Annotated in this window: 21 protein-coding genes and 1 pseudogene; all 22 read right to left on the reverse strand. The window is 71.1% G+C overall.

Features of this window, described 5'->3' with window-relative positions; translation table 11 throughout:
• Nucleotides 1–10 precede the first annotated feature (10 nt).
• Nucleotides 11–3907 (reverse strand): annotated as a pseudogene (locus tag FKD65_RS46535) (NlpC/P60 family protein); the annotation flags it as partial.
• Between the two features lie 212 nt (nucleotides 3908–4119).
• Nucleotides 4120–4482, reverse strand: coding sequence for a hypothetical protein (locus FKD65_RS03540; RefSeq protein ID WP_141576118.1), 363 nt, complete (start codon nucleotides 4480–4482; stop codon nucleotides 4120–4122).
• A 62-nt stretch (nucleotides 4483–4544) separates the two neighbouring features.
• Nucleotides 4545–4880 (reverse strand): hypothetical protein, encoded by a 336-nt coding sequence (locus FKD65_RS03545; RefSeq protein ID WP_141576119.1) that lies wholly within the window; start codon nucleotides 4878–4880, stop codon nucleotides 4545–4547.
• A 94-nt stretch (nucleotides 4881–4974) separates the two neighbouring features.
• A complete protein-coding gene (locus tag FKD65_RS03550; RefSeq protein ID WP_141576120.1) occupies nucleotides 4975–5553 on the reverse strand; it encodes a phage tail protein in 579 nt (192 codons plus the stop codon).
• A gap of 83 nt (nucleotides 5554–5636) precedes the next feature.
• Nucleotides 5637–6053 (reverse strand): hypothetical protein, encoded by a 417-nt coding sequence (locus FKD65_RS03555; RefSeq protein ID WP_141576121.1) that lies wholly within the window; start codon nucleotides 6051–6053, stop codon nucleotides 5637–5639.
• A gap of 25 nt (nucleotides 6054–6078) precedes the next feature.
• A complete protein-coding gene (locus tag FKD65_RS03560; protein WP_141576122.1) occupies nucleotides 6079–6483 on the reverse strand; it encodes a hypothetical protein in 405 nt (134 codons plus the stop codon).
• 16 nt (nucleotides 6484–6499) lie between these two features.
• Nucleotides 6500–6916, reverse strand: a complete 417-nt coding sequence (locus FKD65_RS03565; RefSeq protein ID WP_141576123.1) for a hypothetical protein — start codon at nucleotides 6914–6916, stop codon at nucleotides 6500–6502.
• A gap of 4 nt (nucleotides 6917–6920) precedes the next feature.
• Nucleotides 6921–7262 carry a hypothetical protein gene (locus tag FKD65_RS03570; RefSeq protein WP_141576124.1) on the reverse strand — a complete coding sequence of 114 codons (342 nt, stop codon included), beginning with the start codon at nucleotides 7260–7262 and terminating at the stop codon, nucleotides 6921–6923.
• A 43-nt stretch (nucleotides 7263–7305) separates the two neighbouring features.
• On the reverse strand, nucleotides 7306–8007 hold the full coding sequence (locus tag FKD65_RS03575) for a DUF6093 family protein (protein ID WP_141576125.1): 702 nt from the start codon (nucleotides 8005–8007) through the stop codon (nucleotides 7306–7308).
• Nucleotides 8007–8648 carry a hypothetical protein gene (locus tag FKD65_RS03580; protein WP_141576126.1) on the reverse strand — a complete coding sequence of 214 codons (642 nt, stop codon included), beginning with the start codon at nucleotides 8646–8648 and terminating at the stop codon, nucleotides 8007–8009. Before FKD65_RS03580 ends, FKD65_RS03575 begins: the two co-directional genes overlap by 1 nt.
• Complete coding sequence (locus tag FKD65_RS03585; protein ID WP_141576127.1) at nucleotides 8645–10225, reverse strand: hypothetical protein; 1581 nt, start codon at nucleotides 10223–10225, stop codon at nucleotides 8645–8647. Before FKD65_RS03585 ends, FKD65_RS03580 begins: the two co-directional genes overlap by 4 nt.
• Nucleotides 10226–10238: 13 nt before the next feature.
• Entirely contained in the window at nucleotides 10239–10631 is a 393-nt protein-coding gene (locus FKD65_RS03590; protein ID WP_141576128.1) for a hypothetical protein, read from the reverse strand.
• 3 nt (nucleotides 10632–10634) lie between these two features.
• Nucleotides 10635–10943 (reverse strand): hypothetical protein, encoded by a 309-nt coding sequence (locus FKD65_RS03595; protein WP_141576129.1) that lies wholly within the window; start codon nucleotides 10941–10943, stop codon nucleotides 10635–10637.
• Nucleotides 10944–10948: 5 nt separating this feature from the next.
• Nucleotides 10949–11191 (reverse strand): hypothetical protein, encoded by a 243-nt coding sequence (locus FKD65_RS03600; RefSeq protein ID WP_141576130.1) that lies wholly within the window; start codon nucleotides 11189–11191, stop codon nucleotides 10949–10951.
• 1 nt (nucleotide 11192) lies between these two features.
• Nucleotides 11193–11447 carry a hypothetical protein gene (locus tag FKD65_RS03605; RefSeq protein WP_141576131.1) on the reverse strand — a complete coding sequence of 85 codons (255 nt, stop codon included), beginning with the start codon at nucleotides 11445–11447 and terminating at the stop codon, nucleotides 11193–11195.
• Nucleotides 11448–11478: 31 nt separating this feature from the next.
• Entirely contained in the window at nucleotides 11479–12639 is a 1161-nt protein-coding gene (locus FKD65_RS03610; RefSeq protein WP_141576132.1) for a Mu-like prophage major head subunit gpT family protein, read from the reverse strand.
• 109 nt (nucleotides 12640–12748) lie between these two features.
• Nucleotides 12749–13123, reverse strand: a complete 375-nt coding sequence (locus FKD65_RS03615) for a DUF2190 family protein (RefSeq protein WP_141576133.1) — start codon at nucleotides 13121–13123, stop codon at nucleotides 12749–12751.
• Nucleotides 13124–13136: 13 nt separating this feature from the next.
• Nucleotides 13137–14918 carry a hypothetical protein gene (locus FKD65_RS03620; protein ID WP_141576134.1) on the reverse strand — a complete coding sequence of 594 codons (1782 nt, stop codon included), beginning with the start codon at nucleotides 14916–14918 and terminating at the stop codon, nucleotides 13137–13139.
• A gap of 259 nt (nucleotides 14919–15177) precedes the next feature.
• The gene (locus tag FKD65_RS43970; protein ID WP_168220935.1) at nucleotides 15178–15324 is read right to left on the reverse strand and encodes a hypothetical protein; all 147 of its coding nucleotides are present in this window, start codon (nucleotides 15322–15324) and stop codon (nucleotides 15178–15180) included.
• On the reverse strand, nucleotides 15321–15674 hold the full coding sequence (locus FKD65_RS03625) for a hypothetical protein (RefSeq protein WP_141576135.1): 354 nt from the start codon (nucleotides 15672–15674) through the stop codon (nucleotides 15321–15323). The genes FKD65_RS43970 and FKD65_RS03625 overlap by 4 nt, the downstream gene beginning before the upstream one ends.
• A gap of 11 nt (nucleotides 15675–15685) precedes the next feature.
• Nucleotides 15686–16720, reverse strand: coding sequence for a phage minor head protein (locus FKD65_RS03630; RefSeq protein ID WP_141576136.1), 1035 nt, complete (start codon nucleotides 16718–16720; stop codon nucleotides 15686–15688).
• The gene (locus FKD65_RS03635; protein ID WP_141576137.1) at nucleotides 16720–18408 is read right to left on the reverse strand and encodes a hypothetical protein; all 1689 of its coding nucleotides are present in this window, start codon (nucleotides 18406–18408) and stop codon (nucleotides 16720–16722) included. The genes FKD65_RS03630 and FKD65_RS03635 overlap by 1 nt, the downstream gene beginning before the upstream one ends.
• Between the last annotated feature and the right edge of the window lie 16 nt (nucleotides 18409–18424).

Below are 18424 nucleotides of genomic sequence, written 5' to 3' on the forward strand. Positions count from 1 at the left end.
CGCCGGACCGCCACCCGGCGTAGCGGACAACGTCGCCGGTGTGGGGGGCGTGGATGAGGGCGTGGTCACCGCCCATCCCGGTCACCATCATCACGTGGCCGCGGTGCGGGAAATAGAGGTCGCCCGGCATCGCCGCGGACCTGGTCGTCGCGGAGCCGTAGGCGATCTGGTCGTAGGTGACGCGGGGGATGTTCACCCCGGCCGCCTGCCACGCCCGCATGGTCAGGCCTGAGCAGTCCCAGGAGTCTGGGCCCGTGGCGCCCCACACGTATGGCTCACCGAGCTGGGCTTTGGCGAAAGCGACGGCCTTGGCGCCGCTGCCGTACGCCCCCGACAGCAGCGTGGTGAGGATGCCCGCACCGATCGCGGCGTGCCCGGAGGCATACCCCAGCATCGACGCCAGCCCGACCGCGTTGCCCTCCCGGGCCTTGTTGATGGTGGCGGGCGGGTCACCCCGGTAGTGGTAGTCCTTCTTGAAGGTCGATCCGATCAGCCCGCCGCCGGCGAACGCAGGCAGCGTGTCCCGCCGGGGTCCGGGGAGGCCGCCGCCGGCGAACGCACCGCCAGCGCCCGGTACCGGGCCGCCGCCGGTGGTGTAGCCCTGCCCCTTGTAGATCGTGCCCTTGTTGCCCTCGTCGTTGATCGCGGTCAGCAGCGGCAGATACCTGCTGGTGGCGGGGGCGTTGATGACCATCTCGCCCGCGCTGATGCGGGTGACCTTGTCGTCGGCGCGGGGCCCGCCACCACCTGCGATGACGCCGCCGCCGGCGTTGCGCAGGCTCGGCGCGAGGAGGTCGGCAAGGCCTGGGATCTTCGCCAGGTTCCCCAGGCCTTTCATGGAGAACTTGCCCTTGGCGTTCACGCTGACGTCGGTGCTGGTCTTCTTGGGGATCTTCACCAGCTGGTCGACGTACTTCTCCGCAGCCTTCCGGGACCCCAGGAACCGGGTGGCGAGGTCGATGAGCTGCTCGCGTTGCCCCTTCAGCTTCTTGACGTTCGCGTCGGTGACGCGGTTGTTGGTCACCAGGTCGTCGGAGTAGCTGTTCAGGACGCGGGCGCCCTGGAGGATGGTCTGCCGGTTGTTCAGCGCCGCTTGGGAGTTGCCCCAGAACGCGCGGCCGTTGGTGTCCAGCGCGGTCCGCCCGGCGGCGAGCGCGCTGTTGAAGTCGATGACTTCTTGCTGGTCGGCGATGAACCGGTTGGCGTTGGTGAGCAGCGCCTGGTTCTGCTGGCGGATCTTCTCGGTGAAGATCTGCGTCTGGAACGCGCCGGACCCAACCAACGCGCTGTACTGCGGGAACAGCGACTTGATCTTCTCGATGGACAGGTTGCTGAGGTCCAGTTGCGCCGCCATCCGGGAGAACGAGGTCGCGGCCGCGTCGGCCTGCCCGTTCTGCGCCATCTGCGTCAGCGTCGTGTCGAGCTGCTTGAACTTGTTGACCGCCTCCGAAAGCGGCGTGTTGTAGGCGCCGAAGGAGATGACGTGGAAGAACTCCGCGGCGGGGTGGTCGATCCACCTCTGATTCCACGACGGATTCGCGATGGACTCCGCGGCGGCGCGGAACTCCTCCAGGTTCGTCTTCCCCGAAAGCGCCCCGGCCTTGAACTGGTCGAAGAACGCGCCACCGAACTTCCCGGTCGTGGCGAGGGTCTGCATGGACCGGGTCAGCGACTCGGTGGACTGCACGGTGCCGTTCTGGGCGTGCTGGAGCGCGTTCATCGCGTAGCCCATGCCGACCACGACACCGACCACGGCACCCAGGCGCGCCAGGCCCATGAGCGCGATGCGGGTGGTCACGGCCGACCCGGACACGCCCATCATGTAGCCGCCGGTCGCCCGCAGGATCACCCCGAGCCGCAGCAGCCCCCCGGACGCGACCCCGGCAGCCGCGCCCGTGCCGGTCAACCCGGCGATCAACGAGGTGAATCCCAGGACCCGGACGGCCTTGGACACCAGGAACGCGGCCGCAGCAAGCTGGATCAGGCCGGGCGCGGTCCGCGCCATCGCCGCGAGCCCGTCGGCGAGGATCCGGATCACGGCAAGCTGCACGGCCGCGAGGGGGGCCAAGGCTTGCCCGACGTCGATCAGACCCGAGGCCAGCGACCCGATCGTGTGGATCACGTCGGGGCCGGTCTGCTGCACGTACCCCATAAACCGGATGAACCCGGAGGACCCGGCGAGGCTGGTGCCCCACCGCTCGAACCGCACCGTCAGGGCGTCGACCGCGCCGAGCAGCAGGTTCGTGTACGGCAGGAACGCCTCGAAGATCCCGCCGACGCCGGTGAGGGTGTGCCCGGTGATCGACCCGAACTTCTCGATCGCGCGGGGCGCCTCAATGCTGGTCCGGGCGATGAACCGTGACCAGAACGGCCCGTCCAGCGCGAGCGCGGCCCGCGTCTCCAGGATCCGCATCGCCGCCGCCGACGACCGGGTCAGCGGGGAGAACTTGTCGAGCTGCATCGTGATGAGGCCGAGCCCGCCGGACAGCACCGGCAGGACGTCGGGCTCCAGGTCGTTGACCCACCCCCGGTACTCCTTCCGGAACCGCTGCCAACTGTCCAGCAGCCGGTTCTCGGCGGGGGTGAGCTTGTCCATGGCGCGCCCCAGCCGCACGGTCGCGGCGGACGCGCCGTCCGCGGCGTGCGCGGACTGGCGCTGCGCGTCGGCCTGCTGCAACGCGGCGATACGGTCCTGGATCTGCTGGGTCCGCACCGCGCGCTGCGCGTCGGCGACCTGCTGCAGCGCGTCCTTCAGCCGCTCCTTCGCGGCGACGACCTCCTGGGTGCCCTCGACGCCGGCCTTGCGGGCCTTGGCCTCATCGGCGCGGAGCCGGTTGACCAGGATCCGCTGCTCTTTGAGCTGCTGGACCGCCTGGTCGTAGGCGAGTTTGGCTTCCTTTCGGTCGAGGTCGCGGTCTTTGCGCTGCTGCTGCGCGGCGGCGACCGCCTGCTTGGCCAGGTCGACCGCGAGCTGCGCCTGGTCCTTGTCGAGCTGGGTGGAGCGGGAGTCGCCGAGGACCTTGGCCTGCTTGGCCTGCGCGGCCGCGAGGCCGACCTGGGCCTTCTGGACGGCGAGGTCGTCCTGCCGTGTCGACCCGAGCTTCTCCAGTTCCCGCCGTGCCCGCTCGACTGCGAGTTCGTCACCGCGCAGGGACAGACCGGCGTCGATGAGCGAGTTCTGCATGTCCTGCAGCGACCGCGCGCCGTCCTGCCGGGCGCGGTTGAGATCGGTCTGGGCCTGGCGGGCGGCGGCCTGGGCCTGGGTGACCTGCCGTTCGGCCTGCGCCATCTGCATGGCCCGCAGCCGCGCCTGCTCGGTGGCGATCGCCGCGGTGTTCAGCGCGACCGCCCGGCCCCGCGTCGAGGTGGCGACCTGGTTGTCGGCGGTCTTCTGCGCCTGCAGCGCCTCGGAGATCCGGTGGACACCGGGAACCGCGACGGCGAGCATCCCGCCGATCCCGAGCCCGGCGGAGGTCGCGGCCGCGGCGATCCCGCCGATGCCCGCGGCCAGGGTCGCGCCGAGCGGGATGGACGCCAGCGCGGCCATCTGGATCCCAAGCATCATCAGCGCCGACGACGCCCCAGCAGTGTTCGCGCCGACCTGCACGTTCACCGACCGGCCGAACAGCCTGTCCGCCTCAGCCCGCAGCGCCAGCAGCCGCGCCATCGCGGCCGCGGTGTCGGCGTCCACGTTGATCGTGGCGTGGAACGGGCCGAGGTTCTCCAGCCGGCGGCGGACCCGTTCCAGCGACGCCTCGTCCAGCTTCACGCGGACATTGACGTTGGCGCGCGGCAGGTTCTTCAGCTTCGCTTCAAGCTCGGCCTTGGCGGCGCGCGCGATCTCAGCGCCGATCTTGCGGCCGAGACGCCCCCCGGCGAGCTCCAGCCGCGGTGTGGCGTCCCGCATCGCCTCCTCGAGGCGCCGCGGCGAGAACCCCGCCTTGGCGCCCTCGGCGATCGCGCGGCCCAGCACCCGGCCCGACGACCGGCCGACCCTGTCGAGGGTCGGGTCGAGCCGCCGTTTGATCTCCTGCCCCCACGCCGCAGGATCGATCCGGGGCAGGACATCGATCTTGACTGATCCGCCGTCGTGCTCCGCCACCGCACCTCCCCCGGGTTTCAGTCGGGCGGGGTGTCCGCCGGAGGCTGGTAGGAGGGGCTGAACTTGCGGAGCGCCGCAACACGGGCGGCGTGCACGGCCTGCTTGTGCTTCTCCTCCGCGGTCGGCTCAGGGCGGGCGTAGACGGGCACCTGCACCGGCGCCGCCTTGGGCGGCCGGCCCTTGAGCCGGAGCCCGACCCACAGGATCGAGATCACCGTCTGCAGGTAGGTGATCTGCGCCGCCGCCATCCATTCCCGCTCGGACCAGCGGCGGCCCTTCTCATCGCCGGCCTGCGCGGACTTGGTCGCCGACTCCTCGGGCAGCCAGTCGTACAGGGCGGCCAGCTCGATCAGCGGCGCGTCCCCGGCCCGCCACTCCATCAGCGGGTCCCGGCCGGGGAAGTAGTGCGCGAAGTCGGCCCAGAGTTTGGAAGGGTGCTCCTCTACCGCGTGGAGGAGCCCTGCGATTCCGGGCGCTTGATGTCCCTCATGACCTCTTCGAGGAGGTCACGCATGTCACCGAGCTCCAGGTTCAGGTCCTTGAGCTTGGCGAACTCCTCGGCGGGCATGATCCGCTCCAGGGTCGCCATGTCTCCGGTGACCTCACCGGACAGCACGACGTCCTCGTACGTCGCGGCGTCCCAGAACGCCTGCCGCGGGATCTGCACCAGGACGTTGCCGTCGTCGTCCTCGATCTCGACGTGGCGGCCACCGAGGGCCTTGGCGCGCTGCTCGCGCATCTCCGACAGCTTGAACCGGGTCTTGTTGGGCTTGGGCATGGGTCACCTCGCGGGTCTTGCGTCGCGGGTCTTGCGGGGTTGATGGGCGGCCGGGGCGAAGACCCGCGAAGGAAGACCCCGGCCGCCCGGCTCATCAGGTGGGAAGCGGAACCTTCGACACGAACCGCTTCACGGGGGTGCCGCCCACGGTCGGGACCATCGCGGTCATCGTGAGGCCGTACTGGTGCAGGCTGTCGGCCTTGTCCTCGATGTTGTCCCGTTCGGAGACCTTCGCGCGGGGGACGACGTAGCGGAACTGGCGGCCGGTCTGCTCGTCGATGACGTCGAGGCCGAGCGCGACGTAGATCGCGAGGGCGGTCTCGGGGTCGTCGAACTGGACACCGATGTCGTCGCCGGACCCGACGGTGGTCATGTCGGCGATCGGCACCGAGTAGTAGAGGCTCAGGGCCCGCGCGGTCGTCTGCGTCAGGGTGAGCTTGAAGGTGATCGTCCGCGACTTGGGCTGGATGCGGATCGGGCCGTTGTAGCCCCAGCCGCCGAAGCTCGTCTCGTCCTCGGCGAGGGCCTCGGTGAGGCCGTCGTCCAGGATGATCCCGGCGTCCTCCCAGCCGGTGCCCCAGGCCGTCGCGATGTCGGTGGGCGGGGTCACCCCGACCTCACCGAAGTAGGCGTAGCCCTTACCGCCGACTGTGATCTCGTCCGTGTTGGCCACGGTGAATCCCCCTTCATGCGGGCATGCGGAAACGCCCGCCGACCTGGCGGGACATGGGATTCGCGGGTCTTACGAGGTGGCCGTCAGGGGCCGACGAACCGGACCGTCAGCGAGACGGTGAACCCGATCCGGGTGATGTTCTGCGAGGCGTCCGGCCGTCGCCCAGGGCCCGCGGTCTCTTCGGGGTCGCTGAACGCGACACCGCCCGTGACGGTCCCGGCGATGCCCAGCAGCGCCGCGCGCAGCGCCTTCACGGCGAGGTTGGCCTGCTCGCGGGACCCGCCGTACACGTCCACGTCGATGCGGGGACGGTCCATCAGGTACCCGTTGCCCCAGGTGCGGCGGATCGCCGCCCCGCCGATGCGGGTGTACTGCGCGACGGGCAGGCGGGCGTTGAACTCGTCGACCGGTGGGAGCTCCAGGCACGAGTGCACGGACGGCACCGTCTCGAGCTGGTAGGCGACGATCACGGGTTCGACGTCGGGGAACTCGTCCTGCACGGTGGCTCCCCTCGCCGCGCCTGAGTCAGGACCCGGCGTAGTGCGCGGCGAGCTGGCCGCGGGTCATGGCCTTGGCGTCCTCGTGGTCCATGCCCTGGCCAATCGCGTAGGCGATCCAGTCGTCGTGGGAGGCGCCGCGGCCCGGCTTGGGGCGCGTGCCGTCCCCGGCTGTCTTGCCGGCGGCCGTCCCGTCGCCCTCGCCGTCGGGCTGGGCGCCTTCGGTGGGCTCGCCGGCGAGCCCCGCATCGACCTGCGCGGCCCTCTCGGATGCGGCGGGCCCCCCGGCGAGCGGCTCCGGGGTTCCGACCGGGCGGGCCTGCCCCTCGCGGATCAGCATCCTCGCGAGCGCGGCGTCGTCGACGTCGACCACATCGCCCGGGTTGCGCTTCTCACCATGGATCCGGGGCCAGGCAGTGACCTTGAGTTGCACGGGGTCTTCTCCTTCGTCAGGCGGTGCGGGCGGCTTCGAGCGCGGCCCCGGACATGACCCGGTAAGGGCGCGTCCCGGGGTGGTCGACCTTCCGCGCGAAGATCACGCGGCCGGTCGCCGGGTCGACCCACCGCAGGTATTTGCCTTTGCGCGGATAGATCATGTGGCGGCGGGAACCCCACTCGATGATCACGGCGTAGGAGGCGGTGGTGTCGTTGCCGTACAGCACCCGACGAGCGAAACCGCGGCGCTCGACGCGGATGGTCGAGGCGAGATGCCCTGCGTCCTGACCGTTGCGGCCGTCCTCGCTGCGCGGGCACACCGCGTCGGCTGCGGCGCGGGCGGCCTCAGCGCGGCGGTCCAGGTCGGCTTGGACGTTCTGGCTCTCGGGGAGGCGCTCGAAGGTCCGGTAGTTCAGGTTCCAGTCGGCCACCGCGCTAGGGGTGCTGGAGCAGCGCGACCGTGACCGACGAGACGGCCGAGAAGTCCACGTACATGACCGCGGTCGAGGCGAGCTGCCGGTAAACCCCCTCGTCGAACGGGCCCAGGTACTTCGTGGCGCCCGCGGCGACGGTCCGGGCCGGAGACGTCGGGGTCACCCCCTCGATCGTCTTGGCGATCTTCGGGGTGACGGTGATGTCGTTGCCGCTGCCGTTGGTCACCTTCAGGATCATGCGGCCGTTGTTGCGGAACGACACGCCGGAGGCGTCCGGGGTGACCGTGGTCGGGACGAGCCCGGCGGTCGTGAACGGCTGCGGCGTCAGGCTGGTCCTGGCCAATGTGGATCACCAATCTACGAGAACGGACAGAATGTGCGGGCGGTCAGCCGCCCTCGTCGATGCGGATCCGGAACTGGATGTGGTGGCCGCCGCCGGTCTCGGGCTGCGGCCACGCGCGCGGCTCACCGTCGACCTCCCAGACGCGGCCGTCCCACTCCACCCGGTCCGTCACGCGCACGTCGGTGCCGGCGGCGACGAAGCACAGGTAGAAGCTGGTGACCTTGTCGCGGCCGCCGGTCTCCTCAATGGTGGAGCCCGGCTCGAGCCCGGCCGGCACGGTGGTGCGGGTCGCGTTCGCCCAGTCGAAGACGAGGCTGTTGCCGTATCCGGTGACCAGCGGCGCCCGGACGATGGTGATCTCGTCGGACAGGACCGGCAGGCCGGCCATCTGGTCGTCGGCGTACAGGTCCCGCTCCCATTCCTGGGTGCCGTAGCGGACTTGCTTGACGATCAGGGTGCGGCCGACCAGGCCCCCGTCGACCGCTGCGGTGACGGTGACGACGTCACCGACCTCCACGGTGTCGGTGTCGTACCGGACCGTCACCAGGTACCGGACCACCAGGAGTTTCTGGTCGCCGATCATCGCGACCTCGTTGGAGCCGTCCGCGATGATCCGGCACGGGCCCGCGTAAACCTGGGTGGCGCCGCGGGTGATGGTGCACTCCCCCGTCATGGTCCCGGTCGCGACCGGACGGTGGTGCTGGCTCCAGTCAGGGTGGAACACCCGCGTCGTGGGGAGCGGCATCAGAACGACTCCAGCTCGGTGCCCTCAGGCCCGAGCACGCGGCTGAACGGGTCCACGAAGTCAACGACGTCGAAGAACCCGCCGATTTCGGGGTCTTCCTCGTTGGCCTGGCGGCGCAGCTCGGCGGCACGGGCCCGCAACTCCGCGGCGAGCTTCGCGCCGTCGGTGGTGAGGTCCTTGGTGCGGATGACCTTGGAGATCAGCGCCTCGGACGTCGCGATGACCCCGAGGGCGCTCGCCGCAGCGAGCTTGACGCTTCCGCCCTCCATCGCGAGGAAGTCAGCGAGCTCGTCCACGCGGAACGTGCGCGCTGTCGGGTCGGTGTCGGCGATGAGCAGCCGCACCCTGCGCAGATCGCTGGTGAGGGGCGGGGGTGCGGCGACGATGACGGTGTAGTGCTGCACACCGGCGCCGGTCCCGGTTGTGGTGAACACGGCGGTGTATTCGCCGGGGGTGGTGAGGGTGGGGCCGATGCCGGTCCAGGTCGCGCCGTCGTCGCCGGTCGTCATGGCGAACGACGTCGGCGTGCCGACCGCGCTGGTGATGGTCGCGCTCATCGCGGTCGTGCCGTCGGCCGGGTCAACAGCGACGGTGAACGCGGGGGCGTCGCCCGCGTCGATCTCGATCAGCCCCACGGTCATCGGGCGGACACCTCCAGTCGGGATCGGGGGGTCGCGGTGGCCGCCAGGCTGGTGCGCGCGGTCACCGTCAGCGCGGCAGAGGAGGCCGTGACGGCGATGGCCCCGGGTACGTCTGGTGGAGGGGCGCCGGTGGTGCTGCCGACGGCTGCGTCGGCCAGGGCGAGCATGTCGACCGCGGCGGCGTACAGGGTGACGGTGGCGGTCGCGGTGTCGTCCAGCACCACGCCGTCGTCGGCGGTCCGGGTGCGGCTGCCCACGGCGGTAGCGCTGCCGGTGAGGGTGAGCGTGTCGGCCACCGGCGCCCGCGCGGCGAGGATCCGCGCGGCGGTGTCGGTGACGGTGAGCGTGTCGTCCGCAGTCACGGTGTGCCCGGTGAAGGCGTCGGCCACGTCGCCCAACTCGAGGCCGTCGTCGGCGGTCCGCGCGGTCGCGGTCGCGCGGCTGGTGGCGTCGGCGAGGGCGAGGCCTTCGGCGCAGGTGCGGTTGGTGGCCGTGGCCGCGGCGGCGGCGTCGGCCGCCGTGAGGGAGTCGGTGGCTGTCGCGGTGTGGCCGGTGAAGGCCTCGGCGGCGTCGGCCAGGCCGAGGCCCTCGGTGACGGGGCGGGAGGCTGCCCAGACGCGGGCTGGGCTGTCGTCGAGGGTGAGCTGGTCACTGCCAGCGCGGACGGCGGTGGTCGCCGCGGTGGCCGCGTCGGTGGCAGTGAGGGCGTCGCTCGCCGAGCGGGCCCCCGCACTTGCTCGGTTGGCCGCGTCGCCGAGCGTGAGGGCGTCAGTGCCAGCGCGCGCTCGGGTGCCCGATGCGCTGGCCGCATCCCCGACGGTGAGGGTGTCGGTGCCGGTCCGGGCGGTCGCAGCCGAGCGGCCCACGGAGTCGGTGAGGGTGAGGGTGTCGGTCGCGGTGCCGGTCGACGCGACGGCGGCGGTGGGGACCGCGAGCGTCCACGTCGTCACCCCGATCACCGCAGCCGACCCGATGAGGTTGTCGGGGGTGGCCGCGATGTTCGCAGCGTGGCTGGTGGTGAGGTCGTCGGCGATCCCGGAGAACGTGCCGCCCGACCCGCTGCCTGCGGAGCCTGAGTGGACGCGCACGGTGTAGGTGCTGCCGCCCGGGACCGACAGTGACGTCGACCCGGACGAGGACCGCTCCCCCATCATCGTGACGATCACACAGGTCGCGATGGTGGGCGTCACCGCAGGGCACGGATGCGAGGTGACCGATGACGTCTCGTCCAGGAACGCGATCTTGTGGATGGGGGTGGCGGTGTCGACACCTCGCAGCACCCGCACCGAGAGGGTCTGCCGGTTCGTGCCCGCCGCCGTCACGCTGATGCTTCCGGACTCCGAGCCCGTACAGACCCGGCTGTAGATCCGGCTCCGCATCGACCCGCTCGCGGAGTCGCGGGTTCCCTCGAGGGTCCACCCAGACGGATCACCGGTGACCGTCTGCGCGGACCCGAGCGTCCAGATCAGATACGCGCAGTCGCCCGCCGCAGGGGTCGCGGTGAGGGCGGACCAGGCGAGGGTGAGGGTCTGGACGTTTCCGCCGGCAGTGCCGGTCGCGACGCCCGAGACCGCCACCCCGCCACCCAGGTCAGGAAGCGGTGACGGTGTCGGTGATGGTGATGCTGTCGCCGCTGGCCGACAGCGTAGCCGTCGCGCTGAGCAGGGTCTCGTTCGTCATCGTCCCGCTCGACGCCGCATTGAAGATCCCGATCTTGGCGATGACCACTGGCAGTGAGTCGGACCCGTTCGCCGTGAATGTCTTGCTGAGGGTGGCTGTGGCCTGCCCGTTGGTGTGCGCGTACGTCGCCTGCGCCCGCACCAGCCCACCACCCGAAGTGGTGATCTCCCCCGACAGCGACGTGTTCGACGCCGACGGCGACGTGCTGTTCGCGGTCAGGGCGATGTAGTTCGCCGCGGCGGGCTGCGCGCTGGTGCCGTACACGCACGCCAGCGCGTGATCCCGGCCGCCGTTGGTCAGCATCCCTCAGCCCTCCTCGTCCGGCTCGGGGTCGCGGACCTCGCAGCGGTAGTGCGCCGCGAGGAACTGAGCGACCGCCGGGTTCGTGGACGCCACCCACGCCGGCGCGCCATCGGAGTGGTACGCCCACGCCCCACCCGGCGCCGTGATCGTCGTGAAGATCTCACCGAGCGATGTCCCGGCCGGGGGCCGCACGGTGGTGCACCGCCGCCCTTCCGGCAGTGGCGTCCGCGTCACGGTGCCGTCGTCGCCGCGGCGGATGTCGACCGCGGCCCGGTTCCCCAGGTACACCACGACCTGCTCGTCGTCGCCCATGCTCGTCAGGTCTCGATGATCCCGGCGGCCCGCAGCGACGCGAGCAGCGAGTTCAGCTTGGTCTTCAGTTCGTTGATCAGGTCGGCTTCGGGCTGGCCGTACGTCGCGTCCGCGTTGGCGGTGGCGACGTCGGCGACGGCGTCGCCCTGGCTGAGGCCGCCCGCGTCGCCGAGCTGGGCGGCGGGGACGTGGCCGTCGGAATCGAGAGTGGCGAGCCCGTTCGGCTGGCCCTTGGCAGTGGAGCCCACGTCAGGCCCCCTTCCTGGATCGGGTGCGCGGCGCGCCCGCCTGTGCGGGTGCCTTGCGCGCGGAGGGCTTGCGGGCCGGCTCGGTGAGCGGCCGGGCCGGGGTGGCCGGTGGCGCAGGTTCCCGCAGTTCCACCGGCTCACCCTCGGCCGGGTCCGGCGCGGGTGCGGGGAGCCGGTCACGGATCTCGCCCAGCCGGTCGTGGATCGCGGCGAGGTACACGTCGGTGACCGTGACCGGCGGCGGCAGCGTGCTCACTGCCGCCTGCCTGCCCGTATCGCGAGGGTTGTCACGAACCGGAACCGTTCGAGGCCACCGAGGACTTCGGGTCCATCAGCGTCCCGCCGAACACATACCGGACCTTGTAGTCGATGCTGTCGGTGCGGAAGTCGCCGTCCATCGGGTCGACCGCACCGCCACCGACGCGGACGGCGTTCGGGGACTGCATGAACAGTTCCGGGGTCTCGTGCCCGGTGAGGAACCCGATCTCCATCGCCGGGCGGCCCACGCTCGGGTTGGCGAACAGGTACCAGGCGGTGTTCCCCGAGGTGGAGTCGATGATCGGGAGCCACGGGTCCACGACCAGCTTGACCCTGTTCCGCATCCAGTTGGTGACGCGGAGCTGGTTGTTGCCGGTGCCGTCGCCGCCGCCAGCCGCGGCGATGATCTCGGTGGCGTTGATGATGTTCAGCGCCGTGATCTCCAGCGCCGGCGGCACGACCAGGGTGACGGCGTCGATGTAGATCGGGTTGCCGTCCGAGTCCTTCTGCGCGGCGAGGACCCGGAACGCGGTGTTCAGGCCCTCGATGCCCAGGGCGGGGTTGCCGGTGACCTGGTTGGCGTTGCCGGAGGAGTAGAACGTCGCGTTCGGGCCGCTGCTGGAGGCGAACAGGGTGGTGAAGAACTTCTCCTCGGAGAACTTCGCGGAGTTGGCGAGCCGGTCGGGCATGTCGCGCAGCGCGTCGAGGTCGTCGTTGATGAAGTCCTCCCACGTGAAGGGGAGGCGCTTGCCGAACTTCTTGACCGAGTACTCGTACTTGCCGTCGGTGACGGCGGCCGCCGGGTACTCGGTGTTCTGCGGCACCTCGTCCAGGACGGCCTCGCCGCCGTCGAGGGTGAACCGCTTGACCTTCCTGAAGTCCCGGACGCGGCCGCGGCGGGCGATCTGGTCCCACATCACGTTCCGGTGCTGGTACTTGGCCAGGAGCTGCCGGTCGAGGATGTCGGCGAACAGGTACTGGAAGTCGCTGGTGGTCATCGCCTCCTGGAGGCGGTCGACCTTCTGGCGGCCGTTGAGGACGTCGGCGTACAGGCGGCCGGCCTCCAGGAGCGCCCGCTTGTAGTTGGGGTCGTTGCGGCCGCCGCGGACCCGGCGGCCCTCCCGGGCGTACAGGGCGCGCTCGGAGGCGTCCCTGTGGTTGTAGCTCTCGATCAGGTCGAGGATTTCCATGGGTGATCCTTCTGCTGCGGGCGCTCCGCGCCGAGGGCATGCGAAAGCCCCCGGACCCGTGGGGGCGGAGGCGAGGAGAAGAGAGGAGACCGCCGGGGCGGTCAGACGGTCAGTTGGACAGGCGGACCCGGATCGTGCCGGTCGCGCCGGCCGCGATGAGGTTCCCCGAGGTGTAGCCGGCGGGCTCGACCGCGTGGCCGACGAACCGGCCGCTGGAGGTCTTGGAGATCGGCGGGTCGTTGGCGTCGACGTAGTACAGCTTGTCGCCGGGCGCGACCGCGGAGTCGGATCCGGTGGTGCCCTTCACGCTCAGCAGGTGCACGCCCTGGAAGGTCACGGACGTCTTGCCGTTGGCGTCCTCGGTCGTGGTGGCGACGCCGACGAGCTCGCCGTAGCGGACCGGGTCGCCCGACACCGGGGACGTGGGGTGGGAGCAGGTGACCGACAGGTCGGCGCCCTGCTTGAAGACCTCGTTCTTCGCCATGCTGCTGTCTCCTTCAGCGGCCCGTGGCCGCGATCTTCGCTTCGTCGGCGGTCATGCCGATGTCCTGGAGCGACTCGGCCAGCGCCTTGTCCAGGTCGCCGTCGCTGTCGCCCGCCGGGGTCGGGTCGGAGGTAAGGCCGCGGGGCAGGCCGTAGCCGCGGGCCTCGTCCAGCTCGGCCAGGTAGGACTTGTGGTCCTGGATCGCGGTCTTGACGGCCTCGCCGAAGGCGGTCTCGTCGAGGGCGCCGTCGTCGCCGGTCGGGAGCGTGACGGTGGCCTCGCGCAGGACGCGGGGGTGCGCCTGCGTCGGCAGCCCGGACGTGGCGAGCGACGCCTCGCACAGGGTGCGGGCGCGCACGAGGTTGTCGCGGGCCTGGTCGCGCTTGCCGGCCTCGGCGAGCGCGGTCTCCAGCGTCTCGATCTTCTGGCCCTGCGACTCGATGAGCTGCGCCGCCTGGTCCAGGCGGCCGATCGCCTCGTCGAGGCGGGTCTTGGTCGCGGCAGCCTCGTTGAGCGTGCTGAGCTGCTCGTCGCTGATCTCGGGCATCGCGCCCTCCTTCATCGTCTTGGGCGCGGGCTTGCTGCCCGGCGCGTCCTTGGCCTTGGCCTTCTTGGCCTTCGGGTCGTCCTCGCCCTCACCGTCGGCGGGGGCGTCCTTGCCGGCATCGCCGGTGTCCTCGTCGTCCTTCTTGGCGAACAGGAAGGGCGGCTTCTTCCCCGCCTCCGACATCGGCTCCTGCCCGCCGTCCTCGTCGGGCGGGAAGGACCAGGGGCCGCGCTGATACAGCTGCGGCGCGTCCTTCTCCAGCCGGGCGACGAGTGTGCCGAGCGCGTCCCCAAGCGCCGAGGAGAGAGTGATGCGCTCGTCGCGGGTGAGGCGCCCGTCGCAGTACATGTCGTCGGCGAGGATCGTGAAGGCCGTGTGGGTGCGCGCTTCGATCCGGGCCCCGATCGTGGCGCCGGCCTCCCGCAGCTCCTCGCGGCTGGGCGGGACGGCCGACTCCTTCGCCGACGACTTCGTCCAGTCGGCGGGGATCAGGTCGCTCTTCCCGAGCGCCTTGGCGCGCTTGATGATGTGCGCGCGGATCTTGTCGTGGTCGGCGCCGCCGCGACCGACCGCGCGGATCGCGTTGCGGAGGTCCTGCTCGTCGGCGATCGGGTACGCGGGGTCACCGTCGGGGTTCTTCATCGCGTGGCCCTTGCCGAGCATGGCCTTCATCTGGGCGGCGTCGTACTTCGCCTCCCACAGCCGCACGGCCTGAGCATTGGCGTCGGTCTGCTCGCGGGCGGACTCGATCAGCTCCAGCACCCGACCACCCGCTCCAGCGCGGGTGACCCAGTCGACGGAGATGCCCTCGTTCAGGGACTTCACGATCGGGCCCTCACGCCCTTCGGCCTCACCGTGCTCTGCGACACCCGTGGCCCTGATCGACAGGCCAACGTGTTCGGCGAACGTCGGGTTCAGCAGTTCCTGCCACTGCGGGAAGACCTGCACGTCCGCGACCAGACCGTTCTCGGCCTCGTCCCAGACGGGGTCGGAGACGAACACGCCTGCCCAGTCCTTCACTGACCGTTCCGGCCGCTCGGCGGACTCGGTCAGGGTCGGGTGGTCCAGGTATTGCTGGGTGCCTGCAGGCCAGACCTTGGGGCCGTCGCGCTCCAGTACCTCGGGGCCGTAATAGCCCGATGAGCCCCATCCCGCCCGGATCAGGAGCACTCGGTACCGGCCGGACCCGTCGCCCTTCGGAGTGAGGGTGGCAGTGGGGAACGCTTCGTTGAGCGTAAGCCGGTCCATGGTCAGACCTCCGTATGGGGCGTGAGCTGCGTGGTCGAGGACGCGACGCTAGGTGGGACGGCCCCGTACGGTCGCCGCATGGATGAAGAGCAGTGCCCCGAGGGGCTGTGGGAATGCCGGAGCATCCGGTGGTGAACGGGGTTGTGCTCTATGACCGCGTCACCGAGCGGACTTGCCCGAACGAGGCGGAGCACCAGCGGGCTGTCCAGCGTCGAAAGCCGGTCTACTTCTTCAAACCGCGCGAGGACGGCGACGGCTCCTAGCGGATCCAGTCGCCGCTGGCGGGAAGGCCAGCCAGCGCCAGCAGGACGACGGCGGCGGCCAGCAGCGCGAGCTGCCAGCCGCGGTCGACGGCGGCCCAGACCAGCGCGATGACGGCGATGATGAGCGCTGCGAGCGTCATCATCGGACCGTCCTGCTGGCGAGCTCGGCCGCGGCCTGGGCGAGGCCCTGCAGCGCGGCCGCGGCGTCGCTGCACGCCATGGGCAGCCGGCGCACGGCGTCGGCGGCGGCGTGGTCGTCGCCGGGGTCGGTCTGGTTGAGGTCGTTGCAGCGGTCGACCAGGTCGTCGAGGGCGGCGCGGGTGTCCTCGCTGAACGCGCGGGCGTCGACCGCGATCTTGTTGGCCTGGTCGGCGTAGCTCTCGGACGCCTTCTGGTCCTCGGTCGGCGCCTTGTCCTCGGAGGCCTTGCTCTCGTTGGCCTTGTTCTTGGCCGGGGTCCGGTTCTGGCTGGTGTCGGTCTTGCGCGTGGCCATGCTGCTCCTCCTCAGGTGAGGTCTTTGAGCGGGACGACGGTGTACGAAGGGCGCCAGCCGGGGTTGTCGCGGCGCCGCGCGAGGTCTGTCCAGGCGACCTGGCCGGTGTCGAGCAGGTGCAGCCGGCCGGGGCCCATGATGCGGAGCTGGTCGGCGCGGGGCAGCGCACGGAACACGGCCTCGGCGTCCGGGGTCGCGTCGGTGGGCTCAGTGCCGGGGAGGCCGAGGTCGGCCCAGGATTTGAGGACGGGGACGCGGCGGCAGCGGCCGGCGGGGTGGTCGAGCGGCCCCGGTTCGGACAGCGGGTAGGTCGTGCCGTGCAGCGCCCAGCAGCTCGGGCATACATCGGTGTCCAGGCGGGAGATCCAAGCCCAGCCGGACAGCAGGTCCGCGGCCGTGTCCTGGGTAGCTTGGGCGGCGGCGCGGTGCGCGTCCATGATCTCGGTGCGGGCGACCAGGAGCGTCCGGGCGAGCGCGGCGCTGGAGTGCTGCTGCGCGCCGTTGAGGACCTGCTCGATCGCGCGCCGCGGGTCAGTGGAGCGGTGCCCGCGGATGACCTCGCCGCGGATCGCATCGCCGATCTGGCCAGGCATCGACTGCAGCGTCTCGGCCGCGGCCTTGCGCGCACGGCGGGCGAGGTCGGTGATGTCGTCGTCGGCGAGGGCGGCGACGCCGTCGGTGAGGCCCACCCCGGGCGGTAGCTGCGAGACGATCATGGCGGCTTGTGCGGCGGCCGCGGATCTGGCGGCTTCCTGCGCGGCGGTCTCGATCAGCGCGGCGGCGAGGTCGGCGAGCCGGACGAACGTGAACTGGAGGCCGGCGAACGCGATCTGGAGCCGGAACGAGGCGTTGAGCTGGCGGCGGGTCGGCCACGCTGCGGCGGCCGCGGCGACCAGCCCGGCGAGGATCGCCGTGAGCTGCGCGTCCTGCGCTGCCCACGAGGTCGCCCAGGCGGCGGTGAGGTCGCGGGTGACCTGGTCGAGGCGGGTGTCGGTCGCGGCGCGGTCGGCCGCGACGGCCTGAAGCGTCGCCGGTGTCGGCGGCATCAGGCGTTCGCGGGCTCGGGGACCTCGGCGTCCTTGGCCGTGGGGTCGTTGTCTCGCCGGAGCCCTGCCCGCTTCTGGCCGAGCGCTCCGGCAGGGTCTTCGCCGCGGTTGAACGCATCGATCGCGGCCTGCCCCGCCGCGCCGAGCGAACCCTGCGGTGAGAGGAACTCTCCGTCGTCGCCGGTGAGCTGGTCGATGATCTCGTCGATGTTCTTCACGCCGAGGGCGTCCAGCAGCAGACGCGCCACCACGAGAGGCGGCAGGTAGGTGGTCTGGTCGGCGAGGGTGATGGCCTCGATGACCTGGGCGGGGTTGACGTCATCGAGGTCGGGCCAGGTGATGTCGACCGTGCGGTCGGTGTCGCCGTCGAGTTCGATGCGTTCGAGGCCGTCCTCGTCGAGGGTGACCGTGCCGGACAGGGCGCCCATCGGGGCTTTCACGGCCTGGTCGATGACGTAGTCGAGGATGGTGCGGCGGACGTCGGTCCATAGTTCGCGGCGCATCTGCATGGCCAGCTCGGTGGGCTGGTCGAGGGTTTGTGCGGTGGCGCGGGAGCCGGTGACGCCGGGGTCGCCAAGCAGCATCGTGACCGGGAGGTCGAGCGCGGCGGCGATCATCGCGGCGAGCGGCCTCCCGGACTCGGAGTCGATCGTCGCGCCGCTCTTGGGGATGCTTTCCAGGGCCATGTCGGGCGGCAGCATCGCGGTCGCGCCGGCGGAGTTCGGCTCCCCCGTGAGGCGGTCGTGGCTCGGCGCGGCGGCGATGCGTGCGCGGGCCTGCGCCTGCTTGCGGCCCGGCGTGGTGAGCCGCCACGCGAACCGGCTCAACGACTTGATGAGGCGGGCCCAGTCCGTCAGGAACTCGGTGTAAGCGCGAGCCCAGTCGACGGCGGCGTAGGAGTCGGGGATGCCCCACTTCCAGTGGAGCGGCGAGTTCACGGCGACGTGCAGGACCGGGGCGTCCCAGAACACCTCGACGAGACCGCCGTCGCCCTGCCCGGCGAACGACATGCGGCGGGGGCGGAGGCGTGGCCGGTAGCCGAGCGCCGGGTAGTAGGCGATGCGGCGCCGGTCCACGACACCGGAACCCGTCTGCTCTTCCTCGTACCACTCACGCCGGTAGAACCACGGCTCGCTGCGGTCCTGCGGGTTGGTGATCACATCAGTGATCTCGTCCCACGGAATCGTCCGCACCTGCACCCGGCCGGTCTTCGGTCGGGTGAACAGCGCGAAGAACAGGTTCCCGTCGCTCCCGAGGGCCCGCTCCAGGTCCTCGCACGCACCCAGGGAGGAGAACGTTCGCCGGTTCGACGGGTCGGCCAGGAACCGCTGGACGACGTCGTTGACGTCCTGCTCCCCCGGCCGCTTGCCCTGCGCGCGGGCGGAGGTCTGGACGCCCTGCCCGAACACGTAGCTCGCGCGGAGCGACAGCCCTCTTTTGATCAGTGGGTTCTTCAGGGCCATGATCCGGCACACGGCCGTGATCTGCCGCAGCCCGTCCCGGCTGAACTCCTGGTCCGCCATGGCGGTGAGCCGCTGCCAGCCCGGCTCGTTCATCCGGCTTTCGAGATCGGACAGCGTCTCGGTGAGGTGGGACACCATCGCCCGCTCAGCGCGCACAGCCTCAGCCAGCTCGGTGCGGCCGGTCACCCGGTAGAAGGTCTCCTGAAGACGGTCGAGGACGGGCACGGCCACCCCCTCGGGC

Origin of the sequence: Actinomadura sp. WMMA1423, from assembly GCF_006547145.1 — a bacterium.
Taxonomy (GTDB): Bacteria; Actinomycetota; Actinomycetes; order Streptosporangiales; family Streptosporangiaceae; genus Spirillospora.

Excerpts from the sequence above, each read along its gene's own strand:
- FKD65_RS03615 (WP_141576133.1), bottom strand. The coding sequence starts at position 13,123 with ATGGCGAAGAACGAGGTCTTCAAGCAGGGCGCCGACCTGTCGGTCACC.
- FKD65_RS03620 (WP_141576134.1), bottom strand. The coding sequence starts at position 14,918 with ATGGACCGGCTTACGCTCAACGAAGCGTTCCCCACTGCCACCCTCACT.
- FKD65_RS03625 (WP_141576135.1), bottom strand. The coding sequence starts at position 15,674 with ATGGCCACGCGCAAGACCGACACCAGCCAGAACCGGACCCCGGCCAAG.
- FKD65_RS03580 (WP_141576126.1), bottom strand. The coding sequence starts at position 8,648 with ATGACCGTGGGGCTGATCGAGATCGACGCGGGCGACGCCCCCGCGTTC.
- FKD65_RS03575 (WP_141576125.1), bottom strand. The coding sequence starts at position 8,007 with ATGCCGCTCCCCACGACGCGGGTGTTCCACCCTGACTGGAGCCAGCAC.
- FKD65_RS03540 (WP_141576118.1), bottom strand. The coding sequence starts at position 4,482 with ATGGAGTGGCGGGCCGGGGACGCGCCGCTGATCGAGCTGGCCGCCCTG.
- FKD65_RS03630 (WP_141576136.1), bottom strand. The coding sequence starts at position 16,720 with ATGCCGCCGACACCGGCGACGCTTCAGGCCGTCGCGGCCGACCGCGCC.
- FKD65_RS43970 (WP_168220935.1), bottom strand. The coding sequence starts at position 15,324 with ATGATGACGCTCGCAGCGCTCATCATCGCCGTCATCGCGCTGGTCTGG.
- FKD65_RS03610 (WP_141576132.1), bottom strand. The coding sequence starts at position 12,639 with ATGGAAATCCTCGACCTGATCGAGAGCTACAACCACAGGGACGCCTCC.
- FKD65_RS03545 (WP_141576119.1), bottom strand. The coding sequence starts at position 4,880 with ATGCCCAAGCCCAACAAGACCCGGTTCAAGCTGTCGGAGATGCGCGAG.
- FKD65_RS03590 (WP_141576128.1), bottom strand. The coding sequence starts at position 10,631 with ATGCTGACCAACGGCGGCCGGGATCACGCGCTGGCGTGCGTGTACGGC.
- FKD65_RS03595 (WP_141576129.1), bottom strand. The coding sequence starts at position 10,943 with ATGGGCGACGACGAGCAGGTCGTGGTGTACCTGGGGAACCGGGCCGCG.